The following is a 17,719-nucleotide window of genomic DNA, read 5'->3' on the forward strand; positions in this document are numbered from 1 at the left end:
TCTCAGTCCCAATGTGGCCGGTCACCCTCTCAGGTCGGCTACTGATCGTTGCCTTGGTGGGCCGTTACCTCACCAACTAGCTAATCAGACGCGGGTCCATCTCATACCACCGGAGTTTTTCACACTGCACCATGTGGTACTGTGCGCTTATGCGGTATTAGCAATCGTTTCCAATCGTTATCCCCCTGTATGAGGCAGGTTACCCACGCGTTACTCACCCGTCCGCCACTCGGTAAATAAGAATCCATCCGAAAACTTCAACTCATTTACCTCGTTCGACTTGCATGTGTTAGGCACGCCGCCAGCGTTCATCCTGAGCCAGGATCAAACTCTCATGTTAAAGTGTTTGTATCCAGGTTCAAAACTTAGCTTGGCTAATTTTTAAACCGTTCTACTGTTTTGTTAGGTTTTGTTCTGAATGTTCTCATTCATGGTCTAAACCAAAGACCATTTTTATAAGAATTTTCAGGGTTTTACATACTGTTCAGTTTTCAAGGAACTTTGTTTCGTTGTCGCTTTCGTTCTCAGTGGCAACTCGTTTATTCTATCATACCGTTTCCGGTTTGTCAAGAACTTTTTAAAACTTTTTTGAGCGATTAAGAAGTTTTCTTAATGGCTCTTAATAAGTTTTGCCCTGTTTCTCAAGGCGAGTATTATAATATCAAATCCCTGTCCAAAAGTCAACCATTTTTTACATGTTTTTTCGCTTTTCTTTACATCTTTTACGGTGTTGTTACGCATGTGTTTCATTTTTACAACATATAGTATATTTTATCCGTTATCATGTACCATATATGCTCATCTATTCATATTTTCACAGATTCCCGGACTACAAAAAAAGAACCCGGGTTCACATCCAACATGTTCCGGGTTCTCTTTCTTCCATATATATTTATGAATTTCTTCCGTCCAGCGTGAACCAGAATTCAACACCATTCTCCCAGTTCTTTACGCCATACTGCTGGTTGTGCGCATCCATGATCGCCTTGACGATCGAGAGACCGATTCCGGTTCCTCCGTATGCGCGGGTTCTCGCCTTATCGACTTTATAGAACTTTGTCCAGAGATTCGGGATCGCCTCCTCCGGGATCGGAGTTCCGGTATTGAAGACAGATACACGGACGAGTCCGTTCTCCGGGATCATCCTGATGATGATCTTTTTCTCGCCGTCAATGTGGTGGATCGCATTGCTCAGATAGTTGGTAACTACCTGCTCGATCTTAAACTCGTCCGCCCAGACATAGACCGGTGTCTGATCGTCGAACTCCACCTGGATCTGGTTCTGCTCAATGAGGATCTTTGACGCATTCACAACGCCTTTGATCAGTTCCGTCAGGTTAAAGCGGTCCATCACCGGCTTGTCGTTTCCGCTCTCGAGAGAAGAGAGTGTCAGAAGCTGTTTTACCATCTGATTCATCTTGTTGGCTTCATCCACGATGACATCGCAATAGTAATCACGGCTCTCTTTCTCCTCTCCCATTCCTTCCTGAAGTCCCTCCGCGTATCCCTGGATCAGGGCGATCGGAGTTTTCAGTTCATGGGAGACATTGGCGATGAATTCTTTTCGCATCTCATCGATCTTTGTCTTTTCCTCAATATCCTTCGTGAGCTGGTTATTTGCGGATTTCAGTTCTGAGATCGTCTCTTCCAGGCGTTCTGACAGCGTGTTCATGCTGTTGCCAAGGACCTGGATCTCCTCCATCTCATGCTTTTCCGGCTCATATTTCGCTTCGAAATCGAGATTCGACATCCGCTCAGAGAGGTTTGACAGGCGGTAGATCGGTTTTGAGATCTGTCGCGCTGTCAGGTAGATGACCAGACCTCCGATCGCCGCTGCGATGATTCCCACATAGAGCAGGAACTGGTTTGCAAGCCGGACGCTCTCCCCGACGCTCGAGAGCGGCGCACTCATGATGAAGGCCGTGCTGTTGTCCGTGAAAAAGCCCCAGCTTTCCAGGTACATACTCTCGCGCTGCGGGTCGTACGTCTTCTGGATCTTGTACTGTTCGTTTTCTTCCAGGATCGTATACTTTGCCTTTGCCCAGCCGAAGATATACCGGTCCACGCGGTCTTTTAAGAACTTCGTATCCCGGGACGTCGAGTAGACCGTCGCGTCCTCCGTGCTGTTATCAATGATCAGGACCGAAACATTCGCACTGTCGCTGAAGTTCCGGATCAGGCGCTGTAAGTTTCCTTCCGTGATGTTTCCGTTCGCGTCGCGATCGCGCTCCATCGCTTCCTCGATCGTGATCCCGTTGTCTTTATTCTCCGCGATCTGGGCATCGATCGCCGTGTACATGGCATTTAATGCCTGGACTTTCTTCGTCACATAGAAGTCTTCCAGGTACCACTTGTTGACGCCCCAGATCACAGCCAGGATCACCGCGATCAGTCCAATGAACGTAACCGTCAGACGGGAACGTACCGATTTCATCATGCATCCACCTCGAGTTTATATCCCATGCCCCAGATGGTCTTGATGTTGTCGCCTTTCGGACCAAGTTTGCTTCTCAGCTTCTTGACATGTGTATCGATCGTTCTCGCATCACCGAAATAGTCATAGTTCCAGACATTGTTCAGAATCTTTTCTCTGGAAAGTGCAATTCCTTTGTTTTCCATAAAGTAGGTGAGCAGCTCGAATTCCTTGTTGCTCAGATCCACAGGTTTTCCGTCGACTGTCACCTCGTGGGCATCCTTGTCCACGCGGATTCCGTCCGCCTCCAGGATCTCGCCGGTCGCCACTCCGTTTCTACGGCGCAGGATCGCCTCGATCCTTGCAACAAGAATCTTCGGGCTGAACGGTTTTGAGATATATTCGTCCACGCCGAGCTCGAAGCCGAGAAGTTCATCTCTCTCTTCACTTCTCGCTGTCAGCATGATGATCGGAACCTGCGAGTAGCGGCGGATCGTTTTGCAGACCTCCCAGCCGTCCATCTTCGGCATCATGACATCCAGGATCACAAGGCTGATATCCTTTTCTTTAAAGAAGATATCGATCGCCTCCTCGCCGTCCCCTGCTTCCAGAACACGGTATCCTTTGATCGTCAGGAAGTCCTTTACGAGCTTGCGCATTCTCTCTTCATCGTCGACCATAAGTACTTTTATTGCATCCATGAGTATTACCTCCGTATCTATTGTCTCACAAATTTCCTATAGAATAGAAAAATCCCACTTATCATCAGCTATATTTTAGCAGATAATAAGTGGGATTTCTATAAGTTCACGAACATTTCACAAAGGGATATTTCCGTTGTTCACGGGCATTTCTCTGGATGAAATTTCTCGCTTTATTCTTCTTCCTTCTTCTCCACGATCGCGATATCGAGATCCTCAAGCTGCTTCGGATCTACCGGAGCCGGAGCTTCCATCATGAGGCAGGATGCGTCTTTTACCTTCGGGAAGGCGATGACGTCACGGATGCTGTCTGCGCCTACCATGAGCATAACGACACGGTCGAGACCGTATGCGAGACCAGCGTGCGGCGGTACTCCGTACTTGAACGCGTCAAGAAGGAAACCGAACTGCTCTCTTGCTCTCTCTTTTGTGAAGCCGAGAACTTCGAACATCTTCTCCTGGATGTCATCCTGGTGGATACGGACGGATCCGCCGCCGAGCTCGGTACCGTTTAATACGATATCGTATGCTTTCGCGCGGACTGCACCCGGATCGGTGTCGATAAGTGGAAGGTCTTCCTCCATCGGCATTGTGAATGGGTGGTGCATTGCAACATAACGTCCCTCTTCCTCAGAGTACTCTAAGAGCGGGAACTCGGTTACCCACAGGAACTTGAAGTCGTCTTTCTTTAAGAGGTCTAACTGTCTTGCGATCTCGAGACGGAGATTTCCAAGAACATCGAATACAACTTTATTCTTGTCTGCTGCGAAGAACAGAAGGTCGCCCGGCTGTCCATCCATAGCCTTTACAAGAGCATCTAACTCTTCCGGCTTCATGAACTTGCCGAAGGAGCACTTGTAGGAACCATCCTCGTGAATTGCGAGGTATGCAAGTCCCTTTGCACCGAAGCCCTTTGCGTACTCAACGAGAGCATCGATCTTCTTTCTCGGCATTCCAGCCTGTCCGTTTGCGTTGATACCGCGGACAGAACCGCCGTTCTCAAGAGCGCTCTTGAATACAACGAACTCACAGTCTTTTACGACGTCAGATACATTCTTTAATTCCATGCCAAAACGCATATCCGGCTTATCGGAACCGAAACGGTCCATCGCCTCGCGCCATGTCATACGAAGGATCGGAGTCTGGACATCCACGTTGCAGATCTCCTTGAAGAGTTTCTTTAAGAGTCTCTCATTGACTTCGAGAACGTCTTCCACGTCAACGAAGGATAACTCCATATCGATCTGTGTGAACTCCGGCTGACGGTCTGCACGGAGGTCCTCGTCACGGTAGCATCTTGCGAGCTGGAAGTAACGGTCCATACCGGAGCACATTAATAACTGTTTTAATAACTGCGGAGACTGCGGAAGAGCATAGAACTCGCCCGGATGTACACGGCTCGGTACGAGGTAGTCTCTCGCGCCTTCCGGTGTACTCTTAATAAGAGTCGGTGTCTCGATCTCAAGGAAACCTTCATCTGCAAGGAACTGGCGGACCATAGTTGCCACGCGGCTTCTTGTCATGATGTTTCTCTGGAGATCCGGACGGCGTAGGTCAAGATAACGATATTTTAAGCGGAGATCTTCTTTTGTCTTGCTGTTCTCCTCGATCGGGAACGGCGGTACCTCGGACTCAGAGAGGATTCTTAAAGATTTCGCTCTCATCTCGATCGTACCTGTCTTTAAGTTCGGGTTTGCTGCGCCGGAACGCTTTTCGATCGTGCCGACAACCGCTACTGTGAACTCACTTCTTAATTTTTCAGCTTTTGCGAAGCTCTCAGCGCCGCAGTCGCTCTCCTCAAAGATGATCTGGATGATTCCGGAACGGTCACGAAGGTCGGTGAAAATGATCCCGCCTTTGTTTCTGCTCTTCTGGACCCATCCCATAAGTGTCATTTCCTGGCCTACGTTTGCCTCTGTGACTTCAGCACAGCGGCAGGAACGTTTTAAGCCTGCCATTGATTCTGCCATGATTTTCCTCCTGAAACAGCCAGGATGTCAACGATCCCAACTGAATGTATTATGGTATATTTAGTGTTTTAAGTCTTCCTTATAGAATTCCTTAAACTCACTGTAGCCTTCTTTTCCAAGCTGTTCCTTCTGGAACTTCTTGTTCTTGTTCATCTGTGCGACAAGGATGATCTTTCCTTCCTTGCGGGCCGCCATCGCCTCTTTCATGATGGAAGCAAGTTTCTCGGAGCTCATGCCCTTTTCAAAGAGCCATGCCTCTTTCTCGTTGCCGCCCGGAACGGTAAATCCGTTGTCGAGAAGAATGGTAACAATACGCTCAAATCCGATGGAGAAACCGCAGGCCGGTGTGTCCATGCCTGTGAATTTTCCGATCATCTTGTCATATCTTCCGCCACCGGCTACGGAACCTCCGAAGCCTTCCATGGAAACCTCGAAGATGGTTCCTGTGTAGTAGCCCATTCCGCGGACTAAAGTCGGGTCAAATGCAAGTTTGAAGCTTCCATCGGAAACCTCGCCGACTGTCTCCATGATCTGCGCAAGGTTCTCCGCAGCGCCGTCCTCTAAAACGCCTGCAAGGATCTCGCCCATGCGGCGGACGCCCGCTGCATCGTTTGTTGCCTGACTCATCAGATCCAGGTATTTATCGGCTGTCTCCTCGGAGTAGCCGTTTTCGATGAGTTCTGCCTTTACGCCGTCGGTACCGATCTTGTCCATCTTGTCGACCGTGATGAATACTTTATCGATATCTTCCTCCGGGAATCCGCTGTATACGGCCATCGCACGGAGGAGCTTTCTGTCGTTGACGCGGACCTCGAAGCTGTTGTCCGGGCAGATCTTCTTTAACGCGGTCGTTGTCGCGAGGATCAGCTCGATCTCGGCCTGATTCGTTGCGTCACCGAGAATATCGATATCACACTGGACAAACTGTCTGAAACGTCCCTTCTGCGGACGGTCTGCACGCCATACGCTGCCTACCTGAAGTGCCTTAAACGGAGACGGAAGGTTTGCAGAGTTGTTGGAGTAATATCTGGATAACGGAAGTGTCAGATCATAGCGGAGTCCGCCGTCTGCCAGATCGTTCTCCGTCTCTGCTGTCTCGATATTTAATTTCTCACCGCGCTTTAAGATCTTGAAGATCAGCTTCTCATTGTCGCCGCCCTGTTTGCTAAGGAGGTTCTCAATGTGCTCCACGCATGGAGTCTCGATCGCGGAAAATCCGAACCCGCGGTAAGTCTCTTTGATCTGGTTCAGCACATAATCCCGGATCTGCATCTCTGCCGGGAGAATATCTTTCATGCCGGTGACCGGCTTTTTCTTTAATGCCATAAAGCTACCTCTGTTTCTCTCTTTATCGCGCAATTTCACGCCTACGTTCACCATAATACGCTGATTGCCTTAGGTTTTCAAGGGTTTTTTCTTTCCTTAATAAAAGTATTATATTTTTCAGGCTATGATAAGTCAACTCATTTTGTGAGTTTTTCCCATCCCTCAGCGAAAAGATCGTTACTGTACACGGGTAGGAATTTTCTGAACTGAAAATTCCGTACAGTACAGTGGTGGTAGTGGATTTTGCCGATTTGGAATGCGAAGCATCGGCAAAATCAGTTACTGTTTGCGCAAGGCGTGAACAGTAACAAAAGAGCGGCGGGATCAGCCGCCTGCATAGAAAAAGGACCTCCGCCAGGGAACGGAAGTCCTTTTTCCTTATATTATATGTTTTCCTACAGTCCGGTCCAGCCGATGCTCTGTAAGACCGTTAAGGATACGAATGAGAGGATCACCTGGCATCCGAGGAGCGGCATGAGCCACTTTGCGTATTTTGTCCAGTCTGTCTTTGCGATCGCGAGGGAACCCATCAGAGTACCTGCTGTCGGGAAGAGGCAGTTGGAGAAGCCGTCACCGAACTGGAATGCCTGTACAGCAACCTGTCTTGTGATGCCTGCAAGATCAGCAACCGGAACCATAAGCGGCATAACTGCTACAGCCTGTCCGGAACCGGACGGAATGAAAAGGTTGATAATCAGGTTTGCGACGAACATGAAGTTCGCTCCGAGGATGGAACCCATTCCGGACATCGGGATGGACAGCCAGTAAACGATCGTATTTAAGATGTTTCCGCTTGCAAGGATCACAGAAATACCATTTGCGAAGCCAACAATGAACGCGGCGTTTACCATCTTGGAACAGCCACCGATAAATACCTTCGTTGTTCCGTTGATACCCATACCATTGAGAAGGCCAACAACAACCGCAAGTGTAAAGAATGTAGCTGCGATCTGATCATAGCTCCATTTATATTTTACAGAGCCAACCAGGATTGCCGCAACCGCTACGACAAGACCGATCAGGCTGATCAGGTGCTTCGTTGTTAAATGTGCTTCGATCGCCTTCGCTCCATCTTTTCCTGCGCCCATGCTGTCAGATGCACTCATACCAGCTTCATAGTTTAAGCTCTTCTTCGGATCCGCCTTGATGGTTTTCATGTAACGGATCGTAAAGAAATAGCAGATCGCGAAGTTGATGATGTTTAATACGACACGGACACTGAAACCGGAGAAGATCGGGAGCTCCGCGATCGGCTGTGCAGTACCGATAGTGGAGGCGTTCGCCCAACCTACGTTGAATCCGGAATAAGCGCCTATATATACAAGCAGGAAGCCTGTGAAGGCATCATACCCTAAGTTTGTTGCAAGGATGATTCCGATCGGGATCAGGGCAACGACCGCGTTTGCGAAAACGCCTGCTGCGCCGCCGATGGACATGAATGCCATTACTAAGAATACAAGTACGTTTACATTTAAGTTCTGCTTGGAAGCAAGTTTTCCGAACGCAGCGTGGATCGCTCCTGTCTTTTCAAGGACCTCAACGGCACCGCCGACAAACATGACCATGACCATTAACTTTGCGGCTTTGTAGAATCCCTGTACGACTGCCATGATAGTTGCCCACGGACCGACCGGGGAAGCTTCTACGGTGTGATAGGTACCTGCGATAACCTTGTTTAAGTCGCCCACTTTCTCTGTATCGAATTCACCTGCCGGAACGATCCAGGTCAGGATGGCGCAGACGATCATGAGCATGAATAACAGTGCACATGTACTTGGGATCTGCAGCTTTTTCTTGTTGTTTTCCATAAGTATTCTCCTTTATCTTAAGAAATCTCTCGCGTACTGGATGATTACGGATGCGCCTGTGCGGATGCACTTCTCATCGAATACGTTTTTAGAGTTATGAAGACCATGTCTGGAATTCGGATCCTCGTTATTTCCGGATCCTAAGCGGAACTGTGCGCCCGGTCCGAACTTCGGGAAGAGAACAGAAAAGTCCTCGGAACCCATTGACGGATTCTTCACGTAGGAAACATGGTCAGCACCGATGGTCTTTGCAGCGGCCTCAGCAACTGCCTCGATGATGGAATCGTCATTTACGAGCGGCGGAACTCCGATTTCCCATTCAACCTCCGCAGTTCCTCTCATGGACTCGGCGCAGCCTTTTACGACGCGGTCGATGGCAGCCATCATTTTTTTGCGGCAGTCCGGATCAAGGCTTCTCAGTGTTCCATGCATCTCCACATAATCCGGGATGATATTGTTTACTGTTCCGCCGTGGATGCTACCGATGGTAAGAACGCCCGGATATACCGGATAGTTTTCACGGGAGATCACGGTCTGAAGCTGTGTGATCACATAACCGGAGATTACGACCGGATCGATGCAGTTTTCCGGATGAGCGCCATGTCCGCCCTTTCCTTTGATCTTGATATTAAAGAAATCATTGGACGCGTTTGCCGGTCCCTTTTTTAATCCGATGCTTCCGGCATCGATCTCCGGTGATACGTGGAGACCGATAAATGCGTCCGGTTTCGCAACCTGCGTGAAATTGCAGTCGACAAGCTCTCCGGCTCCCATATGCTCTTCTGCCGGCTGGAAGATCAGCATGACCGTTCCGGCAAGCTCCTCACGGATCTCTGATAATACCTTCGCGCAGTAGAGAAGCACGGTTGTATGGATATCATGTCCGCAGGAATGGCAGGCACCATCATTCTCGGAGGCGAACGGAAGTCCTGTGAGTTCCTTCATCGGAAGTGCATCGATATCCTCGCGGATCGCAACGGTTTTTCCCGGTTTTCCGCCGCGGATAACGGCAACAACGCCGGTCTTCATCCCGATCTCAGCGATCTCCACACCGTATTCCGTCAGTTTTTCGCGGATGAACTCCGTTGTCTTATATTCCTTGTTGCTAAGCTCCGGATGTCTATGAATATGCCTGCGAATGGCAATCATTTCATCTTCATACTTTGCTGTGAGACTCATTGTATCCATAATGGAGTACCCCTTTCCAATTTATTTATAAATTTTTAATATTTGCATTATAATACATTGTTCTTTAAAGTTCAACCACTTTAATTCGGTAGCACTATAAGAATTAGATATGTCTGTCATAAACATCTTATATTCTGAATCAGGAACGCCCCGTATAAAAGTCCCCGGATCAGGGAATCCTTCCGGAAAGCAGCGGTCTAAAACCACAACAAAACGATTGCAATTTATGCCAAAAAATTTTATAATGGTTGATATATTTCAGGAGTGTCTGCTTTTGTCGAAAATACTGGGAAAACGACGGATTTCTGCGGCGGACATGACCGGATGGTACGCTAAAAATGAAGGTGGGAGATTTTATGGAAGAAAACAAACTGAAAACGATCGAAGGCGAGCTGGAAGCGCCTGCTGATTTCACAAGTCCTGATATTCTTTACCGGGATCTTGTTGCCAGCATCAGAAAGTACCATCCGTCCGATGATCTGAGCATGATCGAGAAGGCATATCAGCTTGCGGATAATGCCCATAAAGACCAGAAGCGAAAATCCGGGGAACCGTACATTATCCATCCGCTCTGTGTGGCGATCATCCTCGCGGATCTCGAGATGGATAAAGAGACAATCGCAGCCGGACTTCTCCACGACGTGGTGGAAGATACCGTATATACAGAGGAACAGCTCGCCGAGATATTCGGAAAAGAGGTTGCCCTCTTAGTCGACGGTGTTACAAAGCTGACCCAGTTATCCTGGTCGGCGGATAAGGTGGAAATGCAGGCGGAGAACTTAAGAAAAATGTTCCTCGCCATGGCAAAAGATATCCGTGTCATTATCATCAAGCTTGCGGACCGTCTCCACAATATGCGGACGCTTCAGTACATGCGCCCGGAAAAGCAGAAGGAGAAGGCGAGAGAGACCATCGAGATCTACTCCCCTCTTGCTGACAGACTCGGTATTTCCAAGATCAAGATCGAACTGGATGACCTTGCGTTACGGTATCTCGAGCCAAATGTATACAAAGAACTTGAAGAAAAGATCGCCCTGACAAGCGAAGCGCGCCAGAAATTCATCGATGACATTATCGCCGAGATCAAGACCCACATGGAAAATGCTGAGATCAGGTGCGAGGTCAACGGACGCGTCAAGCACTTCTTCAGTATTTATAAAAAGATGTTAAACCAGCACAAGACGCTGGATCAGATCTACGATATCTTTGCGGTCCGCATCATCGTGGACTCCGTGAAAGACTGTTACGCGGCTCTGGGTGTGATCCACGAGATGTACAAACCGATCCCCGGTCGTTTTAAAGATTATATCGCGATGCCGAAGCCGAATATGTATCAGTCCTTACATACGACACTGATCGGCACAAACGGCCAGCCCTTTGAGATCCAGATCCGTACCTTTGAGATGCACCGTACAGCGGAATATGGTATCGCCGCCCACTGGAAATATAAAGAGAGCGGCAGCGGACAGGTTGCTGCCGGTGATGAGGCGAAGAAGTTAAGCTGGCTGCGCCAGATCCTTGAGTGGCAGCAGGATATGTCCGACAACAAGGAATTCTTAAACGCCATCAAGAGTGACCTCGATATGTTCTCCGACAGCGTGTACTGTTTTACACCGACCGGAGACGTAAAGGCACTGCCAAGCGGCTCCACGCCGATCGACTTCGCTTATTCGATCCACACGGCTGTCGGAAACAAGATGGTGGGCGCGAGAGTCAACGGAAAGCTCGTAAATATTGACTATGTGATCCAGAACGGTGACCGGATCGAGATCATGACATCCCAGAATTCCAAGGGACCAAGCCGTGACTGGTTAAATATCATCAAGAGCAGCCAGGCGAGAAACAAGATCAACGCCTGGTTCAAGCAGGAGCGGAAGGCTGACAATATCTTAAAAGGCCGCGAAATGATCGACCGCTACTGTAAGGCAAAGGGGATCAACTTCTCCGATATCAATAAGCCGGAATTCGTAGATAAGGTTTTAAAACGCTACGCGTTCCAGGACTGGGATTCTGTTCTGGCATCCGTCGGACACGGCGGATTAAAAGAAGGTCAGGTCATCAACAAGATGATCGAGGAGCGCACAAAGAAGCTGAAACGCGAAGTAACCGACGCGACGATCCTTGATGCCATCGGCGAGAATAACAAACCGGCGGTAGTTCCGATCAGAGGCAGCAAGTCAAAGAGCGGCATCATCGTAAAAGGCATCCATGACCTTGCGGTTCGTTTCTCCAAGTGCTGCAGCCCGGTTCCGGGTGACGAGATCGTTGGTTTCGTGACGAGAGGCCGCGGAATTACGATCCACAGAACCGACTGCATCAACGTCTTAAATCTCCCGGAGATTGAGAGAAGCCGCCTGATCGACGCGGAGTGGCAGGGCGTTGAGGAGGACAACAGTGCCGCGACCTACTCCACAGAGATCTCGATCTTCGCGAACAACCGGATCGGCATGTTCGTGGATATCTCCAAGATCTTCACAGAACGCGAGATCGATATCAAGGCCATGAGCTCCCGCGTGAACAAGCAGGGCAAAGCGACGATCACCATGAGCTTCGATATCCATGGAATCGAAGAATTAAACAACCTGATGGCAAAGCTGCGCCAGATCGACGGCGTGCTGGATATTGAGAGAACCACGGGCTGATAAAAATTTAGATAACTCTGCATTCAGGTGTGTGAAAGTGCGCCGTGAGTGCGGTGATAGAGGTCTGCCGGAGGTACTACGGACGGCAGGCCTTTTTATACACGAATGTTTGAAAACCACAGCAGAAAACTGTACCGGCATAAAGGCGAAATACTTCTCTTTATGCTGTTGAAAATGGAGGAAAGTAAACTATGAGCGAGATCCGCATCAAGACTCTGGTAGTCGGCATGGTTGGAACCAACTGCTATCTGGTCTATGATCATGAGACAAAACGAGCTGCCGTTATCGATCCGGGCGATGGCGCCGGTCAGATCGCCAATATGGCGATATCCCTGGGGTTAAAGCCGGAAGCGATCCTTCTGACCCACGGTCACTTCGACCATATCATGGCGGCAAAGGAACTGAAGGAGACCTGGAATGTACCGATCTACGCATGCGAAAAGGAGATCGATGTCCTGACGGATGGCCGAAAGAGTCTCGTGGCAGGCTATTTCAGAGAACCGTACACGATCACACCGGATGTCACCGTGAAGGAGGGTGACGAGCTTTCCATCGCCGGATTTACATGGAAAGTATTTGAAACACCGGGACACACCATCGGTTCCTGCTGTTACTATATCGAAAAAGAATCTGTTCTCTTCTCCGGGGATACCCTGTTTGCAGGCTCCTACGGCCGCACGGATTTCCCGACGGGAAGCGGACGCCAGATCGCGGAGTCTGTAAGACGCCTGCTCTCCACACTGCCGGACGACACCATGGTCTATCCGGGGCATATGGACACGACTACCATCGGTTTTGAAAAGAAGTATAATCCTCTTTCGGGGGCAATGGAATGATTGGAATTTTATTGAACGATACTGCTTATGAGCAGGATATCCGGGAGCTTTTGATGGCGTTTTATCCGGGTGAGACTTTTGTCCATGAGAAACAGGACGACGTGGATTTTTATGTGGAGGGAACCTGCACACAGAACGCTGATGAGACGAAATTTGGCTTGAAGATCACGGATCCGGCGGGCACTGTCGCAGATGAGACCGTATTTCCGATCGACTACGATGTGCGGTTAAACGCAAAGACAACAATCAAGAAAGAGCTTTACGGCATGTTAAAAAAGCGGACGGGAAAAGAACTCCCCTGGGGGACCCTGACCGGTATCCGCCCGACAAAGATCGCCATGACGAGACTTGATCAGGGTGAGGATGAGGAGAGCATCCGTTCCTTCATGCGGGACATGTACCTGACAAGCAAAGAGAAGATCGACTTAAGTGTGGAGGTCGCGAAACGGGAGCGGGAGCTCTTAAGCCATATCGACTATGAGACGGGATACAGCCTCTATGTGGGAATTCCGTTCTGTCCGACCACCTGCCTCTACTGTTCCTTCACCTCCTACCCGATCGGCGCGTGGGAAAAGAAGGTTCATCTCTATCTTGAAGCGCTGTTTAAAGAATTAGACTATGTGGCCGAAAAGATGAAGGGACGTACTCTCGACACGGTTTACTTTGGCGGCGGAACTCCGACATCCTTAAAGGCCGAGGAACTGGACGCCCTGCTCACAAAGATCGAGAATACCTTTGACCTCTCAAAGGTACAAGAATTCACTGTGGAAGCCGGACGTCCGGACAGCATCACCGAAGACAAGTTCAAAGTTCTCCGTGCCCACAATATCTCCAGGATCTCCATCAATCCGCAGACGATGAAGCAGGCAACTCTGGATCTGATCGGACGCCACCACACCGTGGATATGGTGAAGGAAAAATTCCGCATGGCAAGAGATCTTGGCTTTGACAATATCAATATGGACCTCATCATCGGACTTCCGGAGGAAGATATCGATGACGTCCGCAGCACCATGGAGCAGGTCAGAGAGCTTGCCCCGGACAGCGTGACAGTCCACTCTCTCGCCATCAAGCGTGCGGCGAGACTCAATATCTTCAAGGAGCGCTACGCGAACTTAAAGATCCAGAACACTCAGGAGATGATCGATCTCACCGCGAAGTACGCCCGCGAGATGGGTCTTGAGCCGTATTACCTGTACCGTCAGAAAAATATGGCCGGAAATTTCGAGAATGTCGGCTATGCGGCACCCGGAAAAGCATGTATCTACAATATCCTCATTATGGAGGAAAAGCAGACCATCGTGGCCTGCGGTGCCGGAACCACCACGAAAGTCACGTTCCCGGCGGAAAACCGGCTGGAGCGTGCGGAGAATGTAAAGGATGTAGCTTCCTATATCGAGAGGATCGACGAGATGATCGATAGGAAAGAGAAGCTGTTGAGTAAGTTAGTCTAAATATGTCTGCTGCGCTGACCGCAGGATAGCGCAGATCAAACGCCAGATCTGGGCACGCGGCAACAAAATACGCTGTACATGGGGTTCATTCTCCTGTACAGCGTATTTTTTAGATTCAACATTTTTTAATTCTTATTTTGCAAAAGTTCTTTCTTTGTAACTTTTCTTGTAACTGTTCAGTAGGTCTGCGCACTTGCTGCGCTGACCGTAAGAAAACATAGGCTGGAAGGCAAAATCCCATCAGCGAAGCTGATCTGGAATGGATTTTTGCACGTAACTATGAAGGTACTGAATAGTTACCTTTTCTTTTTACCAGGTCTTCCTCATATATAAAAGTCCTGTGAGATCTGCCAGTATCCAGCCGATCGGGATCGCCATCCAGATTCCTGTCTCACCGAGAAATGTGGCAGAGAGCACGTAGGCCAGTAACACACGGATTCCGAGGGAGATCACTGTAAGCACCACAGACATCTCCGCCCTCTTGATCGCCCTGTAATATCCGTAAAGCAGGAACAGGCAGCCGATTCCAAAATAGAACGCGCCCTCGATCCTGAGATAACGGACGCCGGAGGCGATGACCGCCGTCTCTGCGGAGCTCACGAAGATCTGCATGAGCGGTGCCGCGAAGGCAAAGACCAGCGCTGAGATCACAAGGCTGAATGCCGTGCTGATGGCAAAGGATTCCTTTGTGCCGCGGCGGATCCGTTCTTTATTTCCCGCGCCGTAGTTCTGGGCAACGAAGGTCGAATAGGCATTTCCAAAGTCCTGAACCGGCAGATACGCGAAGGTGTCGATCTTTACTGCCGCCGCGAAAGCCGCCATGGTGGTGGCGCCAAAGCTGTTTACAAGCCCCTGCACCATGAGGATTCCGAAGTTCATAACCGACTGCTGCAGGCAGGTCAGGGAGGAAAGTCCTGCGATCTCCTTTAAGATTCCGCCGTCAAAGCAAAGATCCTTTCTCTCCGGAAGAAGGCTTCTGCATCGGAAAAGAACATAGAGCAGGATCCCGATTCCGGATACATACTGGGCAAAGATCGTCGCATAGGCCGCACCGGCGATTCCCCAATGGAAGACCGCCACAAATAAAAGATCCCACGCGATGTTCAAGATCGCGGATACCGCAAGAAACACCAGCGGAACCGTAGAGTTTCCCAGCGCCCTTAACAGGCAGGAGAAGAAATTATAGAGGGACGTGGCGAGCAGACCTGCGAAAATGATCAGCAGATACTCCCTCATACCGCCCCAGACCTCCTCAGGAACCCGTAAGAAGTTTAAGATCGGATCAATGAAAATATAGACAACCACATTCAAAACAAGCGTTACAGCGAGGATCAGGCCGCAGGCGTGGGCGATGGAGGACTTCAGTGCCCTCTCATCTCCCTTTCCCCGGTAGATGGAAAACAGCGCGCCGGAGCCCATACTGAGTCCCAGAAAGATCGAGGTCAGGAATGTCATCAGCGTATACGACGAGCCGACCGCCGCCAGCGCATTTTTTCCGAGCACTCTCCCGATGATCAGGGTATCCGCAATATTGTAGAACTGCTGTAAAAGATTTCCTGCCATCATGGGCAGGGCAAATAAAAGAAGGGAGCGTGAGATGCTCCCCTTTGTAAGATCATGGTACATGGAAACTCACTCCGTTATCACAGATTTATAAACGTACTGCACAGATATTTCACTGCACCGTACAGTTCTTCCATCATAGCATGATTCCTGTTCTTTTACAAGGTGATCCCCACGGTCAAAGTCCTGTCAGCTTCCGCCGCGTTTTCATATAGACCGGTCACTCACAGCCATGTACCTTATCAGCACCGCCCTTTACGCAGGCGCAGACTTTGGCTCGTTGTTCGCGTAAACAAAAAGAAGGCAGAATCCACATCAGCTCGATTCTGCCTTCTGCTATTTTTATGTTGCTTAGATCACACCAGTCATCTTCAGAATGATCTGTGCGATGATCGTGGAGCCCAGGAATGTTCCTGCGAAAGTAAAGATCGCTACGATCACGATCGCAAGTCCCTGTTCCTTGAAGGTATCCACATCCTTGCCGATGGAAATTCCCGCATATGCAAGGATCGGAGTGCAGAGCGGAAGAAGTCCGATCTTTCCAATCTGTTCGATCGCATAATCTGCGATCGGGCTGACACCCGGGATCGTGATCAGGATCGCAATAAATGAGATATAGGCGATCGCCGGAAGATTCTTCGGTGAAACCTTATTGATCAGCTCATAAATGATACAGCCCACCAGCGTGCATAAAAGAAGAAGCACGAGCCCGGGCACTGCCTCAAGCGGGGTTACCGGGTTTCCGGCCTTTGATGTACTGATAAAATTGCCGATGGATGCGAAGATGCATACAAGGACAAGACATTTGATTCTTTTAAACCATACTGCTGCGTCCATATGGATCCCTCCTATTCTTCCCCGGCTGCTTTAACTTTTACCTTAGCGCCGATCGGGAGTCCGTCTTTATAATGCCTGTTGTTCTTTGTGAACAGCTTGTACATGAATTCACACATTGGAAGTGCGATGAAAAGACTCATATAAAGGCCATCCACACTGCTCAGCATATTTGAGGTCGCCGCGTAAGCAGTGATCTCCGCTTCCATATCCGGATATGCCTCAACGACTGCCGCAAGGCTGGCAGAAAGCATGGATGCGGAACCTGTTCCACACGCCATTCCAAGCGCGTACGGATGGAAGATATTTAAGGAGCAGAGGAGGGAAACAAAGATACCGTTGAACATGGTTCCGAATACAGTACCTGTGATATATCCACCCATAACACCGATTCCTTCATCTGAATCAAGACCGTATTTATCGGCAACGACCGCAAGGGAGCTCTCTCTTGAAATAGAGAAGGAGGTTCCGATTGCCGCGCGTCCCATATGGAATACAAATACGGCGATCGGGAGCGCTAAAACCGCAGTTCCCAGATTTCCGAATTCCTGAAGGATCAGCGCCGGTCCGGCTTTGACAACCGCGCCGAGGTTCGGTCCGATCGTGGATGCGATCTTTGCTGTCAGCATCATAACGCTGATTCCAATATACGGTGATGCTTCTGTCATCATCTTCTGTGGAATCATTTTCGCGATTCCAAGGATTGCTCCAAGGATCAGTACATACAGCATCGGAAACAGTGAGAAGGACAAAGGCCCGAAACTGAATTTTTTGGTGCCGATAAATTCGGCAATTACGGTGAGTACGAAAGCAAGTGCATGGATACGCCAGTCAGCCATATGCTCTTTCATATTCAATCCCTCCTTTTCTTTTTCGGCAGCCGCATCGAAATTCAACAACTACCCTTTTTCGCCTCTGCATGTTTCACTTTTGCTGAAATCATGTACCTGTACCATGTCCGTTCAGACAAAAAACACGTCTCTT

12 protein-coding genes and 1 rRNA gene are annotated in these 17,719 nt (G+C 49.4%); 3 read left to right on the top strand and 10 right to left on the bottom strand.

Annotation, left to right across the window (positions count from 1 at the left end; genetic code table 11):
• The 7 genes from V2546_RS00005 to V2546_RS00035 all read right to left on the bottom strand — a co-directional run.
• Window positions 1-340: ribosomal RNA gene (locus V2546_RS00005) — 16S ribosomal RNA — on the bottom strand; the annotation flags it as partial.
• 552 nt (window positions 341-892) lie between these two features.
• Entirely contained in the window at window positions 893-2,437 is a 1,545-nt protein-coding gene (locus V2546_RS00010; RefSeq protein ID WP_118530851.1) for a sensor histidine kinase, read from the bottom strand.
• Window positions 2,434-3,114 (bottom strand): response regulator transcription factor, encoded by a 681-nt coding sequence (locus V2546_RS00015; RefSeq protein WP_118297147.1) that lies wholly within the window; start codon window positions 3,112-3,114, stop codon window positions 2,434-2,436. Before V2546_RS00015 ends, V2546_RS00010 begins: the two co-directional genes overlap by 4 nt.
• 173 nt (window positions 3,115-3,287) lie before the next feature.
• Window positions 3,288-5,084, bottom strand: a complete 1,797-nt coding sequence (gene aspS / locus V2546_RS00020) for an aspartate--tRNA ligase (protein WP_118322537.1) — start codon at window positions 5,082-5,084, stop codon at window positions 3,288-3,290.
• A 60-nt stretch (window positions 5,085-5,144) separates the two neighbouring features.
• Window positions 5,145-6,410 carry a histidine--tRNA ligase gene (gene hisS, locus V2546_RS00025; RefSeq protein WP_118297149.1) on the bottom strand — a complete coding sequence of 422 codons (1,266 nt, stop codon included), beginning with the start codon at window positions 6,408-6,410 and terminating at the stop codon, window positions 5,145-5,147.
• A gap of 395 nt (window positions 6,411-6,805) precedes the next feature.
• Window positions 6,806-8,218 carry a YfcC family protein gene (locus V2546_RS00030; RefSeq protein ID WP_329751226.1) on the bottom strand — a complete coding sequence of 471 codons (1,413 nt, stop codon included), beginning with the start codon at window positions 8,216-8,218 and terminating at the stop codon, window positions 6,806-6,808.
• Between the two features lie 12 nt (window positions 8,219-8,230).
• Window positions 8,231-9,406, bottom strand: a complete 1,176-nt coding sequence (locus tag V2546_RS00035; RefSeq protein WP_117471266.1) for a M20 metallopeptidase family protein — start codon at window positions 9,404-9,406, stop codon at window positions 8,231-8,233.
• 356 nt (window positions 9,407-9,762) lie between these two features.
• Here V2546_RS00035 and V2546_RS00040 point away from each other — a divergent pair, with 356 nt between their 5' ends.
• The 3 genes from V2546_RS00040 to hemZ all read left to right on the top strand — a co-directional run bounded on the left by V2546_RS00040 (window position 9,763) and on the right by hemZ (window position 14,338).
• The gene (locus tag V2546_RS00040) at window positions 9,763-12,048 is read left to right on the top strand and encodes a RelA/SpoT family protein (protein ID WP_118530859.1); all 2,286 of its coding nucleotides are present in this window, start codon (window positions 9,763-9,765) and stop codon (window positions 12,046-12,048) included.
• 191 nt (window positions 12,049-12,239) lie between these two features.
• A complete protein-coding gene (locus V2546_RS00045) occupies window positions 12,240-12,884 on the top strand; it encodes an MBL fold metallo-hydrolase (RefSeq protein ID WP_118530861.1) in 645 nt (214 codons plus the stop codon).
• Entirely contained in the window at window positions 12,881-14,338 is a 1,458-nt protein-coding gene (gene hemZ, locus V2546_RS00050) for a coproporphyrinogen dehydrogenase HemZ (protein WP_329751227.1), read from the top strand. The genes V2546_RS00045 and hemZ overlap by 4 nt, the downstream gene beginning before the upstream one ends.
• A 309-nt stretch (window positions 14,339-14,647) precedes the next feature.
• Here the strand turns inward: hemZ and V2546_RS00055 are convergent, their stop codons facing one another.
• The 3 genes from V2546_RS00055 to V2546_RS00065 all read right to left on the bottom strand — a co-directional run bounded on the left by V2546_RS00055 (window position 14,648) and on the right by V2546_RS00065 (window position 17,586).
• Entirely contained in the window at window positions 14,648-15,964 is a 1,317-nt protein-coding gene (locus V2546_RS00055) for an MATE family efflux transporter (protein WP_329751228.1), read from the bottom strand.
• 288 nt (window positions 15,965-16,252) lie between these two features.
• Window positions 16,253-16,738: a DUF340 domain-containing protein gene (locus tag V2546_RS00060; protein ID WP_118530867.1), complete on the bottom strand. Its 486-nt coding sequence runs from the start codon at window positions 16,736-16,738 to the stop codon at window positions 16,253-16,255.
• 11 nt (window positions 16,739-16,749) lie between these two features.
• Window positions 16,750-17,586 carry a DUF3100 domain-containing protein gene (locus tag V2546_RS00065; RefSeq protein ID WP_117485796.1) on the bottom strand — a complete coding sequence of 279 codons (837 nt, stop codon included), beginning with the start codon at window positions 17,584-17,586 and terminating at the stop codon, window positions 16,750-16,752.
• Between the last annotated feature and the right edge of the window lie 133 nt (window positions 17,587-17,719).

It is taken from the genome of Clostridium sp. CM74B_53 (assembly GCF_036318045.1).
Classification (GTDB): domain Bacteria; phylum Bacillota; class Clostridia; order Lachnospirales; family Lachnospiraceae; genus Pilosibacter.